Origin of the sequence: Tautonia plasticadhaerens, from assembly GCF_007752535.1 — a bacterium.
Classification (GTDB): domain Bacteria; phylum Planctomycetota; class Planctomycetia; order Isosphaerales; family Isosphaeraceae; genus Tautonia; species Tautonia plasticadhaerens.
Window position 1 is genome coordinate 8,198,741 of sequence record NZ_CP036426.1, and the last position, 13,347, is coordinate 8,212,087.

The 13,347-nt window shown below is 74.2% G+C and carries 11 protein-coding genes; 8 read left to right on the forward strand and 3 right to left on the reverse strand.

What is annotated here, in order from left to right; genetic code table 11:
* Positions 1 to 450: 450 nt before the first annotated feature.
* A complete protein-coding gene (locus ElP_RS32565) occupies positions 451 to 969 on the reverse strand; it encodes a hypothetical protein (RefSeq protein ID WP_145277429.1) in 519 nt (172 codons plus the stop codon).
* Positions 970 to 1,245: 276 nt separating this feature from the next.
* Here ElP_RS32565 and ElP_RS32570 point away from each other — a divergent pair, with 276 nt between their 5' ends.
* From ElP_RS32570 to ElP_RS32580, 3 genes are all read left to right on the forward strand, one after another.
* Complete coding sequence (locus ElP_RS32570) at positions 1,246 to 2,145, forward strand: NAD(+)/NADH kinase (protein ID WP_145277431.1); 900 nt, start codon at positions 1,246 to 1,248, stop codon at positions 2,143 to 2,145.
* Between the two features lie 198 nt (positions 2,146 to 2,343).
* On the forward strand, positions 2,344 to 2,685 hold the full coding sequence (locus ElP_RS32575; RefSeq protein ID WP_197446544.1) for a hypothetical protein: 342 nt from the start codon (positions 2,344 to 2,346) through the stop codon (positions 2,683 to 2,685).
* A 153-nt stretch (positions 2,686 to 2,838) separates the two neighbouring features.
* The gene (locus ElP_RS32580; RefSeq protein ID WP_145277435.1) at positions 2,839 to 3,261 is read left to right on the forward strand and encodes a secondary thiamine-phosphate synthase enzyme YjbQ; all 423 of its coding nucleotides are present in this window, start codon (positions 2,839 to 2,841) and stop codon (positions 3,259 to 3,261) included.
* A 156-nt stretch (positions 3,262 to 3,417) separates the two neighbouring features.
* Here ElP_RS32580 and ElP_RS32585 read toward each other — a convergent pair whose 3' ends face one another.
* Entirely contained in the window at positions 3,418 to 4,272 is an 855-nt protein-coding gene (locus ElP_RS32585; RefSeq protein ID WP_145277437.1) for a hypothetical protein, read from the reverse strand.
* A gap of 1,170 nt (positions 4,273 to 5,442) precedes the next feature.
* Entirely contained in the window at positions 5,443 to 7,929 is a 2,487-nt protein-coding gene (locus ElP_RS32590; RefSeq protein WP_197446545.1) for a methyltransferase domain-containing protein, read from the reverse strand.
* A gap of 387 nt (positions 7,930 to 8,316) precedes the next feature.
* Between ElP_RS32590 and ElP_RS32595 the strand changes: the two genes are divergently transcribed.
* From ElP_RS32595 to ElP_RS32615, 5 genes are all read left to right on the forward strand, one after another.
* On the forward strand, positions 8,317 to 9,321 hold the full coding sequence (locus ElP_RS32595; protein WP_145277441.1) for a zinc-binding dehydrogenase: 1,005 nt from the start codon (positions 8,317 to 8,319) through the stop codon (positions 9,319 to 9,321).
* A 101-nt stretch (positions 9,322 to 9,422) separates the two neighbouring features.
* Positions 9,423 to 9,875, forward strand: a complete 453-nt coding sequence (locus ElP_RS32600) for a hypothetical protein (RefSeq protein WP_145277443.1) — start codon at positions 9,423 to 9,425, stop codon at positions 9,873 to 9,875.
* A gap of 63 nt (positions 9,876 to 9,938) precedes the next feature.
* Positions 9,939 to 10,586, forward strand: a complete 648-nt coding sequence (gene mug, locus ElP_RS32605; RefSeq protein ID WP_145277445.1) for a G/U mismatch-specific DNA glycosylase — start codon at positions 9,939 to 9,941, stop codon at positions 10,584 to 10,586.
* A gap of 43 nt (positions 10,587 to 10,629) precedes the next feature.
* Positions 10,630 to 11,472, forward strand: a complete 843-nt coding sequence (locus ElP_RS32610) for a carbon-nitrogen hydrolase family protein (protein WP_145277447.1) — start codon at positions 10,630 to 10,632, stop codon at positions 11,470 to 11,472.
* A gap of 442 nt (positions 11,473 to 11,914) precedes the next feature.
* Entirely contained in the window at positions 11,915 to 13,186 is a 1,272-nt protein-coding gene (locus ElP_RS32615) for an IS701 family transposase (protein WP_145277449.1), read from the forward strand.
* Positions 13,187 to 13,347 lie beyond the last annotated feature (161 nt).

Here is a 13,347-nt window from a genome sequence, read left to right on the forward strand (position 1 = left end):
CGAGTCCCGACGAAACGAACCCAATGGCCCCTCGCTCGATCGACGGAACGAACCCAACTCGTATTCCGTAACCCCTGTCGGGAAGACCAGAACGGACAATCCAACGCCGGTGCAATTCGGCGCACCAGCCCGTCGACCTCGGCGTCCCGATTCGGATCCGGAGCCGAATGGGCCCCCCGGATCGGGCCACGATCAGGCGCGACGAAACGAACCCGATCGGGCGGGGCCGTTTGACGGAGCGAAGCCAATTCAAATCCCGGAAGTCCCATACTGGATTGGGACATCGGGCCAATTCTCCGGGCGCACCGCAGCGCACCGGCCTCCGTCGGGGCCGGATCGAGGAGCGTCGTCGAATCCCGAGGACCGTTCTCGGGAGGGATGCGGACGACGACCCCGGCGGGCGCCGGGGCCGTCGTCCCGGGGCGATCGCGGATGCGATCGCCGGGGGGTTCAGCGGCCGTCCTTGTCGAAGTCGCCGGGGATGGCACGCTCGACGCGGTGCCAGGCGTCCCGGGCGGCGAGCTTGGCGCGGTCCCATTCGAGGTGGTCGTCGGACCGCGAGGACTCCCAGTCCCGGCGGACGTCCGTCTCGGCGTCGTCCCAGGAGCGGTCCTGGTATCGGCAGCGCGACTCCCAGCCGTGACGGTAGGCGGGGCCGTAGGTCTCGTAGCCGGACCCCTCCTCGTAGTACGGCCGGCTCGAGTAGTTCTCCCGCCAGTAGGACTCCTCGACGGTCGGGTCGACCTTCTCGCCGATCGCCTTGCCCGCGTAGCCGCCCGCGACGCCGCCGACCACGGCGCCGACCACGGCACCGACCGGCCCGGCCACCGCGCCGGCCGCCGCGCCCGCGGCCGCGCCGCCGGCCGCCGCACCCAGGCCCGCCCCGACCGGGTGCGAGCCGTGCTCGCCGGTGATCGGGTCCGGGTTCGTATCGACCTCACGCTCGTCATCGCGACGACTGGTCGCCATCGTTGCATCCTCCGGTTGACTGCTCCCCCACCCTCCCCCGACGGGGGACGGGCTGAGGATTGGGAAATATCCAAGCATTTCGAATGCCAAATCCCAGTAGGCCGAGGCCGGGTCGGGAGACGCACACCGGCTCGGACATCCCCGGGCCTGTATAATGGCCGGTCGCGTTCGGGGCCCGGCGGCCGGGGCCGGGTCGATCCCGGGCCTTCCGTCCGGGAGAACCCCCGCCCCCCGCCGCCGGTCCTCGCCTCCGTCCCAACGCCCCGGAGCCCCCCCATGCCCGAGCCCAGGACCGAACCGAGCCCCGTGTTGCGGGTCGCGCTGCTCGGCAACGGGACCAAGCCGGAGGTGGTGGCCGAGGCCGATCGGCTCGGCCGGGAGCTCCGGAGCCGTCCCCGGCTGGAGTTGACCGGGATCGACCTCGGCCCCGACTCGGACCTGACCTGCCTGGAGGCCGACGTCGCCCTGGTGCTCGGCGGCGACGGCACCGTGCTGCACACCGCCCGTCGGATGGGGGACTGCCCCATCCCGGTGCTCGGCATCAATCTCGGCCGCCTCGGCTTCCTCGCCGACCTGGCCCCCTCGGAGTTCCTCGACCGCCTGGACGACCTGTGCGACCGACGCCTCACGATCGACAACCTCATGACCCTGGATTGCACGATCCGACACCCCGACGGCCGGTCGGAGACCTTCCGGGGGCTCAATGACGTGGTCCTCCGGGCCGCCCCGCCGTTCCACCTGATCGAGTTGGGGATCCGGATCGACGGCGAGAGCGTGATCAGCTACCGGGGGGATGGTCTGATCCTGGCCACGCCGGTCGGCTCGACGGGCCACAGCCTCTCGGCGGGGGGGCCGATCCTCCCGCCGGATGCACAGATGTTCGTGATCACGCCGATCTGCGCCCACACGCTGACCCAGCGCCCGCTGGTCGATTCGGGGCACAAGTGGTACGAGATCGCGCCGGAGGTGACCGAGTCCCACGCCGTCACCGCGGTCATCGACGGCCAGATCCAGCGGAAACTCGGCCCCGGCGACCGGGTCGCCGTCCGACGGGGGGAGTCCCCCTTCCCCATGGTCCGGCTGCCGGGACATTCCTTCTACCGGACCCTCCGCAACAAGCTCGGCTGGGGCGCCGACCCGGCCCTCGACCGCCGCTCCGGGGCCGGCTCCGGCTGAAGGCGGCCGGGCTCGGGCGGAAAGGGCCAACGGTTCGGGCCGAGATTTGCGTACCAGGGGCAGGGCAGCGGCGCCGGCCCCCGGCCGTCGCCCCCGACGACCGCCCGAGGCGAAACGCACCCACCCCCCCGGCTCGGGCCGGGGGCCCCGGCGGTCGAGCCCCGATTCCGGATCCGATCAGCCAAGGAGCCGCACCCGATGACCGACCTGATCAAGCGCCTCGGTTGGGTGACCAGCCTCAGCTTCTCCGCCGCCCTGCTGCTCGCCGGCTGCGGCGGCGAGCCCGGCGACATGGACGACGACGGCGTCGATGAAACCATCGAGGTCATCGAGCCGTCCCCCGAGGGAGTCCCCTCGACTGACATGGACGACATGGGCGGCATGCCCGCCCCTTCCGGCGAGATGGACATGGAGACCCCCGTCCCCGAGCCCACCCCGACCCCCGAGCCCGAGATTGAGTCCACCCCGACCCCCGAGCCCGAGATCGAGCCCGCCCCCGAGGAGCCCGGCACCGAGGAGCCGGCCCCCGAGCAGCCCTGAGGCCGACCCGGCCCCTCCCCTCGGCGGGATCCCCCGACCGGATCCCGCCCGGCGTCCCCGTCGAGCAGACTCGATCGCTCGACGGGGACGCCCCGGGCCCTCCTCCCCTTGATTTGATCCCGTCCCGTCGCCCGAGCCCCCGCCGCACCGCCCATGGTCCACTCCGAGACGATCACCGTCGACACCCGGGGGCGGGGGACGGTCGAACTGACCGACCGCATCGGCCGCATCGTGGCCGATTCCGGCGCGGATCGGGGTCTATGCTCGGTCTTCGTCCACCACACGAGCGCCTCGCTGATCATCTGCGAGAACGCCGATCCGAGCGTCCGCTCCGACCTGGAGCGCTATTTCGCTCGCCTCGTGCCCGACGGCGACCCGATCTTCCGGCACACCCTGGAGGGGCCCGACGACATGCCGGCCCACGTCCGGTCGATCCTCACCCAGGCCTCCCTGTCGATCCCCATCTCGTCCGGCCGCTGCGACCTCGGCACCTGGCAGGGCGTCTTCCTCTGGGAGCACCGCGCCGACGGCCACCGCCGCCGCGTCACCGTCACCATCCTCGGAGACCCCGCCTGACCCGGGGTCCGGCCCAGGCCGGGACGACCAGGGCCGCCGCGACCCCCGACCACGCCGTCGTCGTCGTCGGGGGTGCGGGCTCGCCCGTCGTCGGCCCGGTCCCCGAGGTCCCGAACGGGGCCCCCGGGGACCGGGCTCGAATCACGACCGGACCGATCACACGCCCGGCGTGCAGCAGGGGGCAGAGGCCCCCTTCACGTCGGCCTGGCAGCAGGGCGCCACGCCACAGGCCTTCGTGCCGGCTTCGGCGGGGACGGAGCAGCACACCGCCTTCACCTCAGCCTCCTGAGCGGCCCCGCAGCCGTCCTGGCAGCACGGGGTGCAAGCCGCCTCGTCCTGCCAGCAGGACGAGGCGGCCTTCGCCGCCTTGGCCGCCGGGCAGCAGGAGTCGCAGCCGTCCTGGCAGCAGGCCGCACACGCCTCCTCCTCCTCGCAGCACGAGGCGTCGCAAGCAGTCGTCGATGCCTTCGCCGCCCCGCAGCAGGGCGAGACGTCCTGGCAGCAGGCGACGGCCGGGGCGTCCGACTCCACCGCGGCCTCCCGGGCAACCCCGCAACCCTCCGGGCAGCAGGCCTTGCACGCCTCCTCCTCCTCGCAGCACGAGGCGTCACAGCCGGCCACCGACGCCTCCGGGGAGGCACAGCACGCCGCCTTCGGGGCGACGGCGCAGCACACCGGGGCGGCCGGGGCCGGGGCCGGGGCGCCCGGCTCGGTCGCCGAGACGACCTCGGCTCCCACAGGGACACTCGCCTTCGGGGCGGCGGCGCAGCACGCCTCGGGCTTGACCGCCGAGGGGGCCGCCCCGGCGAGGGCAACGACGCAACATCCCCTGGCCTTCGCCTCGGCCTCGGCCGCGGCGACGACGGCGCAACAGGGCTTGGACTTCGCCTCGGCGGCGACGGCGCAGCACGCCTCGGCCTTGGCACCGGGGGCGACGGCCTCATCGGCCGGCGCGGTGGTCGCGGCGAGGGCCAGGGCGAATGCCCAGGAGCCCAGGATGACGAAAGACATCCGACGATTCATCGTATCGATCTCCGATCCGAATTGCCTGGACTGGTGCTCGGGAACGACGGGCCGGGCTCGGCCCGGACCATCCGAATGACGACCATGGACGGGGAGCGGGCCAGACCCGGCCGGGCCGGTCGATCGACCAGCCCGGCCGGGTCGGCGGTGCTCGTTCAATTCACGCAGGGCGATCCGCGCCCGGTCGTTCGGCGCGGACTCACCGCATCCCCGTCGGGATTGCCGGAGGGCGACCGCCCGGGCACGGCAAGGGGGGATCGGCTTCGCACCGGGACGGCGCGAACGACGGCCCCCGAGGGGCGCGGCCCGAGGCGGGAGGGATCGGGGGGCGCGTGCTAATTCCGCAGCCGGGCGGTCCTGAGGTAGAGCGGGACCTTCGCCGGGGCGGGGGGAACGAGGAGGGCGGCGAACCGAGGGCCACGGCCGCACGGCCCCCTCGGGGGCGTGGCCGGCGACGGGGCGATCTCGAGGTTTCGAGCGGCGACCGCCCGTCCGGGACGCTCGGCAACCGCCTGGCCGCCCGGGGCCACGCAGCAGCAAGACGGGGATCTCGCCCCGCACGGGTCACCGGCACCCGACGCCCCGGGCGAGGGCACCCCCGGCCGTGACGTGACGGCCTCGGGGGCGTGGCAACAGGATCGATCGGCCGGTCCCGGCCCCGGGAGTGGCACCTCCCGAAGGTCGTCCCCGGCGTGGCGGCCCGACGCCTCGACCGACGCGATCATGCAACGATCGCCGGCGGGCAGGACGCCGAGGATCAGCCCGAGCAGCACGCTCAGGTTGATCCTCGCCCGACGCCGATGTCGCTGACGCTGTGCCATGACCCGACCCCGGAGGGGCCCCGAGCCATCGGGGCCGACCTCGATACGATCCTAGATCGGCCCGAACTCGCCGTCAATCGGGATCGGCACGCCCGGCCCGCCGTCCGCACCGAATCCGCGGATGATACGACGACGCCCCGCCCTCGGTTCGCGCGGCCAGGCGGTCGGCCCGGGAACGGTCCAGCCCCGTCGGCGTCCGCCACCCCCCTCGCCGCAGGGCCGCCGAGCCCGGGGGCCGGGCGTCGAGGGTCGGCCCCGGCCCCGCCGACCCCCGAGGCCGCACCGGCCGACGGGCCGATCCGACCGGATCGCGGGCCCCCGGGGACGCCCGGGCGGATCAACCGGAGGGGACGGCCCCGGCCCGCTCGGCGGTCGTCTCGCCGCAGCCGAGGTAGCGACCGGAGAGGCGGTAGTCGACCGGGGCCAGGCCGACCTCGGCCATCAGGCGATGCAGGCCCGATCGGGTGAAGAAGTGCAGATGCTCGGCGACGCGCCACATCGGGTCCCTCGGGCCGAGGGCCCGGGCCCAGGCGCCGTCCCGGTTCGGGGTCGACACCCAGGCCAGCCCGCCGGGCTCCAGCAGCGAGGCCACGACCTCCAGCCCCCTCCTCGGGTCGGGGAGGTGCTCGATCACGTCGCCGAGCAGGACCACCTCGAACCGACGGCCCCCGAAGGGGAAGCCCAGCAGGTCGCCCCGGAGCAGTTCGACGCCGAAGCGGCGGATGCTCTCCTCGAAGGCGGGGTTCACCTCCAGCGCCGAGACCTCGAAGCCGAGCTCGGCCGCCGCCCCGGCCATCACGCCGCCCGCCGCCCCCACGTCGAGCAGCCGGCCGCCCGGCCGACGGGACCGGAGGCGGTGCACGACGGCCGACGCCTTCCGCAACGATTCGTAATTCCAGGTGACCAGGTGGGGCGGCGGCGGCGAGGCCAGCGCCTCGGCCAGCGCGGCGGGGGTCGGCCTCGGGTCGGCCATCCCGTGCCCGCAGCCGAGGCAGCGGGCCCAACGCCGGACGGGGTCGATCGCCGTCGGGGTGGAGTCGGCGGCCAGGCAATTGACGACCCGGATCGTCTCCCGGTCCGACGCGCCGCAGACCGGGCAGGCGGGGGCCGGCTCGGCCCGGTAGGCCCTGGCCGTCACGGCCAGGCGGTGCGGCGCCCCCTCGGGGGCGACCCGGGCGGCCAGGCCCGGGTCGGCCACCACGGCGAGCCGGTGCAGCCGGGTCGCCTCGTCGAAGTCGCCCCGGGCGTCGGCGATCGTCCCGAGCCGATAGGCCATCAGCCCTTCGAGATAACCCTCGTCGAGCAACTCCCGATAGATCGCCTCCGCCTCCTCGACCCTCCCGGCCGCCAGCTCCCGATCGGCCCGGGCCAGCGACTCGGCCGCTCCGGGGGGGTCGGGGATCGCCCGGAGGGACGCGGCGGGGGCGGTCCCCACCCCGGTCTCGGCCATTCCCCCTCCTGCCCCCCGCGCTCGGGGTGCGGGCGGGGGTGAGGGGGCCGGCGTGGCCTCCTTCGGCCCTGAGCCCACCCTCGCCCACCCCGCCCCCGGGCCCGCTCGCATCGGGGGCGGGGGTGGCGAGGGTGGGCCGTCGTCTCGTGCGCCCGGCCCGGCACCGTCCCCGAGCCGTCTCCGCAGGTCCTCGGCCGCATCGGCGCCCCCGGGGCACCGGGCGAGCTGGTCGGTCGCCTGGCGGGCGGCGTCATGGAACCCGTGGGCGAGGTACAGCTCGGCCAGCCCCCGCCAGGAGGGGCCGAAGTGGGGGGCCTCAGCCGAGGCGGCGCGCCAGTGGGTCTCGGCGTCGGCGTCCCGGCCCCGCTCACGGCAGATCTCGGCCAGGTTGTGGCGGGCCCGGTGGCCCCGGATCCCCGGGTTGTAGCCGGCCGTCAGGTAGGAGGGGGCCGGGCCGGAGATGAGCCGGTTGAGCAGCGTCTCGGCCCCGGACGGGTCGCCCCGCTCCCGGAGCAGCAGGGCTTCGAGGAAGGTCAATTCGTCGTCGTCCGGCAGCGCCGCCCTGCCCTCCCGGCAGATGGCCAGCGCCTCGTCGGGGCGGCCGAGCGCGTGGGCGTCCCGGGCCCAGAGCGAATAGAGCTTGCGCAGGTAGCTGATGGTGGGCGTCGACCGGGCCCGGGCCTCGGGCCAGATCGCCATCGCCTCGTCGAGCCGACCGAGGACGTGCAGCGTCCAGGCGAGGTTGAAGAGCGTGAAGCCGTCGCCCGGCCGCTCCGACCGCTCCCGCTCCAGCAGGCGGAGGTTCCGCTCGGCCTTGCGGCGGTGGGTGGCCGGGTCGCGGTAGCCCTCGTGCTCGAAGGCGATGTCGGTGGCGATGACCCTCGCCCCCAGCCGCTCCAGGCTCGGCAGGATCTGCTCGTGCACCCGACGCTCCCAGCGCACCTCCGGGCGCCGGGGGAACAGGTGGACGCGGTCGAAGACCACGCGCTCTCCCGGCGCCTCGGCCACCGAGTTGACCTGGCGCATCAGGTAGCCGGCCGGCTCGTCGCCGAGGCGGGCGATCAGCGACCGCAGGCGGTCCCGGTTCGGCTCGTCGAGCCGGTCGTCGGCGTCGAGCCAGAGGATCCAGTCGCCGGTGGCGTGGTCGATCGCCGCATTCCGGGCCTCGGCGAAGTGGTCGACCCAGGAGAACTCGACCACCCGGGCGCCGAACCCGGCCGCCACCTGCCGGGAGCGGTCGGCCGAGCCGGTGTCGACCACCACCACCTCGTCGACCAGGTCGGCCACCGAGCCCAGGCACCTCGGCAGGTCCCGCTCCTCGTCCCTCACGATCATCGTCAGCGAGACCCGCCGCCGCCCCGTCGCGTCGGCCATGCCCGGCCCTCCCTCCCCCGGTGACCCCCGCCCCATCCGTCCTCGCCCGCCCGACCGGACGATAGCAGGAGGGCCGGCGGCCGGCTACGGCGGGCTCCCGGGGGATGGCGGTCGCCGGATGCCGGGGACGGCGGGCCACATGCCGGCGTGACCGCCCCCCGGGCCGTGCCGGGTCGCGGTCGGGCCCGTCCGCCCCGCCCCCCACCTCCATCCCCCGATCCCCTGCCGGCCCCCATCCGCCCCCTCGCATCCGGCATCCCCCGTCGTTCCCCGGGGCCCGGGCCATCGCCGCCCGCTTGAGCCCCGGCCGCCCCCCGTCGTACGCTGGAGGGCCGTCGGCTTGCGAGAGCGAGCGGGGCCCCCAGATCCGCCGCCGGGAGGTTGAACATGAAGGCGATCGTCCTCCGCGAATTCGGCCAGATCGACCACTTCCGCCTCGAGGACATGCCCGACCCGACCCCGGGCCCCGGCGAGGTGGTGGTGCGGCTCCGGGCCGCGGCCCTGAACCACCGGGATCTGTGGATCTCCCGGGGCAAGTACCCCAACGTCACGCTCCCCGCCGTGCTCGGCTCCGACGGCGCCGGGCAGGTGGCGAGCCTGGGGGAGGGGGTCGAGGGCCTCCGCACCGGCCAGGATGTGGTCATCAACCCGAGCCTCGACTGGGGGCCCGACCCCCGGGTGCAGGGGGATCGCTTCCGGATCCTCGGCATGCCCGACCACGGTACCTTCGCCGAGCTGATCGCCGTCCCGGCCGAGAACGTCGTGCCCAAGCCCGCGGGGATGAACTTCGAGGACGCCGCCGCCATCCCGCTGGCCGGCCTGACCGCCTACCGGGCCGTCGTCACCAAGGCCGAGGTCCAGCCGGGGGAGACCGTGCTGGTCACCGGCATCGGCGCCGGCACGGCCACCCTGGCCTTGCAGTTCGCCCTGGCCCTGGGGGCCCGGGTCTTCGTCACCTCGGGCAGCGAGGCCAAGCTGGAACGGGCCCGGGCCCTCGGCGCCAAGGGGGGCGTCAGCTACCGGGACGACGACTGGCCCTCGAAGCTCCGCGAGCTGGCCGGGGCGCCCGACGTGGTCATCGACAGCGCCGGGGGGGAGGGGTTCGGCCGGTGCGTCGACCTGCTCCGGCCCGGCGGCCGGCTCGTCACCTTCGGCGGCACCGCCGGGCCGGTCCCGTCGTTCAACGTCTTCCCCCTCTTCTGGAAGCAGCTCCGGCTGCTCGGCACCACGATGGGCACCGCCGCCGAGTTCGCCGCGATGCTCGACCTCGTCGAGGACCGCGGCATCCGCCCGGTCGTCGACCGCGCCTTCCCCCTCGCCGAGGCCACCGAGGCCCTCCGCCACATGGAGCAGGCCGGCCAGTTCGGCAAGATCGTCATGAAGGTCGAGTAGGCGAGTCGTGCGTCGAGGGCTCGGGCCGGCGCCGCCGCGCCCCGGGGCGACGCGCCGGGCCGCCCCTCGAACCCCTCCCAAACACGAAAGAGTTTTCCTCTGTGCATATTTTTGATACCTCTCCGCTCCGAGACTCGGGCCGACACCGCCGTCGGCTCCCCTCCCGGCCCTCCGCCGAGGTCGACCTCGATCCCGGCTCGGTCGCGCTGGGCATGCTCTCGATCGCGATCAGCCTGGCGACCCTGGCGCTGCTCGCCCTGCCCCCGCTCGGCCTCGCCGAGTCGGCGCCCCGGGCCTTCGACACGTCCCGGGTCCCGGTGATGACCGGATCCTCGACGCTGGAGGAAGTGTTCCTCCCGTCGCCGATGCTGATGATCGCCCCCGCCGCCGGGGCCTTCCTGGCGATCCTGGGGGCCGGGCCTCGCCGGCGGAGGGGGGTGCCGATCGTGCCGATCATCGGCGTGGTCTGCTCCGCCGTCACCCTGGTCGCCTGGTGGGCCTACCCCCTCTGGTTCCTGTCGACCTACGGGCACCTGGACATCGGCCTCCCCTGAGTCGACCCCCGGCCGGGATCGGATCGCCCGATCGCCTCGCCCCCCCTCACGCCGGAGCCCGTCGTGCCCGCGTCCCGATCCCCGGACCCCGACCGACCGCCCAACCCGGCCCGGCCGGGGCGACGCCCCACGGCCGAGGAACTGACCGCGTCGAGGGGCCGCACCGTGCCGGACCTGATCGCCCCGGGGCTCCGCGTCCTGTTCTGCGGGATCAACCCGAGCCTCTACTCCGCCGCCGTCGGCCACCACTTCGCCCGGCCCGGCAACCGCTTCTGGCCCGCCCTGTTCGGGGGCGGGTTCACCGACCGCCTGCTCCAGCCCCACGAGGGGGACGAGCTGCTCCGCCTGGGCCTGGGCATCACCAACGTCGTCGACCGCGCCACCGCCTCGGCCGACGAGCTGGCCCCGGTCGAATACGTCGAGGGGGGCCGTCGGCTCGCCGAGAAGGTGCGGGCCCATCGCCCGTCGGCCGTCGCCCTGCTGGGCATCACCGCTTACCGGCTCGCCTTCGGCCGGAAGCACGCCCGGGTCGGCCCCCAGCCGGAGTCCCTCGCCGGCGCGTCCCTCTGGGTCCTGCCCAACCCCAGCGGCCTGAACGCCCACTACACCCCCGCCGCCCTCGCCGAGCAGTTCCGGAGGCTTCGCGAGGCGATCGCGGGTGGCCCGATCGGGGCACCGGGCCGACCCGATGCGACGCCGGGCCGCGATTGACCCTCCCCGGCGCGGCCGGGGTGTCGGGAAAGGACAGGAGACCATGAGCGACCGCCCGTTCCTCGTCGGCATGGGCCAGATCCTGGTCGAGGGGGCGTGCCCCGAGGCGAACCTCGACCGGGCCTCCCGGGCGATCGGCGAGGCGGCCGATCGGGGGTGTCGCCTCGTCGTCCTCCCGGAGTGCCTCGACCTGGGATGGACCGACCCCTCGGCCCGGTCGATGGCCGAGCCGATCCCCGGCCCTCGCTCCGAACTCCTCGCCCGGCAGGCTCGCGACCGCCAGGTCTTCGTGGCCGCCGGGCTCGTCGAGCGGTCGGGAGACCTCCTCTACAACGCCGCCGTCCTGATCGGCCCCGAGGGCCGGATCCTGCTGCACCACCGCAAGGTCAACGAGCTGGACATCGCGCTGGACCTCTACGCGATCGGCGACCGGATCGGGGTGGCCGAGACCGAATTGGGGACGATCGGCCTGGCCACCTGCGCCGACAACTTCGGCAGCTCGCTGGCCATCGGCCACGTCCTGGCCCGGATGGGGGCGCAGTTGATCCTCTCCCCGTCGGCCTGGGCGGTCGACGCCGAGCACGACCACGACCGGACGCCCTATGGCGGGATCTGGCTCGACTCGTATACCGAACTCGCCCGCCTCTACGACCTGACGATCCTCGGCGTCAGCAACGTCGGCCGGCTGACCGCCGGCCCCTGGGGAGGGCGCAGGGTCATCGGCTGCTCGATGGCCGTCGGCCCGGGCGGCGAGGTCCTCGCCCGGGGCCCGTACGGCGAACGCGCCGAGTCGATGATCGTCGTCGAGGTCCGGCCCCGGCCGCCGATCGGCCGGGGCACTCGGATCGCCGAGGTCCTGGCGTCCCGAGGGTACCGTGGGCCGTGATCGGCCCTCGCTCCCCGCTCCCGGCCGGGCGAAGTCATACCGCATTGCCCGGGAGGCTTGCCATCGGGGGCCCGGGCAGGGCCACCGCGCGACAGGTGCACGGAAACCGTGCGAGTCATGGAGCCGAGGGCCCTCGTCCCAGGCCGACTGGCAAGCCCTACGTGCCCACGGACTGGCAAGTCATCGGGGACGTTCATCGGGGCAAGGGTGGGGCTCGACCTCCTGGCTCCCCCCCATGTCGCCACGAGTCCCGGCGTCAGGAGTTCATGGTGCGGCAGCCCTGCTCCATGCAATCGACGATCGAGCCGCCGAAGTCGCGGTCAGCGGTTGCGTTGATGCCCAGCTTGCCGAGTTGGCGGAAGTGCTCGCGGTCATGACGCTTCTAGTACTACTCCGTTAGCCACTACGAACCAGCCCCGGGGTCTTGTTCGTACCAGGTGGTATGAGCAAGACCTACACCCCCGAACTCGACCCCGAGGCCCTCTCACGCCTCGACGCCTACGCCGCCCGCTTCCGCGACGCCTTCGCCCTCGATCGGCCCGCCCGCTGGTGCCCGGTCTATCTCCGCGGCCTGATCACCGACGGCGAGCGCAAGAGCATCGAGCCGCTCTCCCGACGCGTCCCCCTGCCGCCCGAGCTGGCCGTCAAGGACCCCGAGCAGGCGCTGCAGCAGTTCGTCAGCCAGAGCCCCTGGGACGAGCAGGCGGCCTGGAAGCGCTACAGGGCCGTCATGGCCGAGTGCTTCGCCGACCCGGCCGGCATCTTCGTCATCGACGACACGACCTTCCCCAAGCAGGGCAAGCACTCCGTCGGGGTGCAGCGTCAGCACTGCGGCGCGCTGGGCAAGAAGGCCAACTGCCAGTGCGCCGTCTCGGTGCACTACGTCAGCCCGAAGGGGCACTGCCCGCTCGACCTGCGGCTGTACCTGCCGGAGAGCTGGCTGGGGGACGAGGCGCGCCTCGACCGGGCGGGCGTGCCCGAGCCGGAGCGGCGGATGCTGACCAAGGGGCAGATCGCCTTGGAGCTGCTGGACCGGGTCCGTGGCGAGGGGCTGCCGGGGCAGCTGGTGCTGGCCGACGCCGGCTACGGCGTCTCCGGGCCGTCCCGCGCCGGCCTGGCCGAGCGTGGCCTGCACTATATCGTCGGCGTCACCGACGAGTTGGTGGTCTTCACCGAGGAGCCCCGGTGGATCGAGCCGACGGCCGCGACGGGCGGCCGCCCGCAGAAGCGGCCCCGCCTGGCCGAGGGATCCCCCCGGCCGGTCAGCCTGAGGGAGCTGGCCTCGCGGACGCCGCGGCGGAAGGTCACCTGGCGCGAAGGGACGAAGGGCCCGATGTCGGGCCGCTTCGCCTGGCTGCGGGTCTGGCCGGGGCACGGCTGGGCCACCGGCGACTGTGCCGGCGAGGAGCCGCTCTGGCTGCTGATCGAGGAGCAGGCCGACGGCAAGCTCAAGTACGCCTTCAGCAACCTGCCGGCGGGCACCAGCCGCCTGCGGGCAGTGCGGCTGTGGCGGAGCCGCTGGCCGGTGGAGCAGGGCTACCAGCAGATGAAGGAGGAACTCGGGCTGGACCACTTCGAGGGCCGCTCCTGGCGCGGGTTCCACCACCATGCCTGCCTGGTGATGCTGGCCTACGGCTTCCTGGCACTCGAGCAGCGGCGAGCCCGCCGGGGTCGACCCCGGCCGGGCAAAAGGGGGGGCGCCGAGGTCCGGTGATCACGCTGCCGTCGATCCGCCGGGCGCTGCAACGCCTGCTGGCCCCGATCTGCCGGCACGACTGCCCCTACTGCCGGGGACTCGTCGACCCACCTCCCGAGCAACTAACGGAGTAGTACTAGAGCCCCTCTGCCGCCATTGGCTCCGGCTCTCTCGGGCTT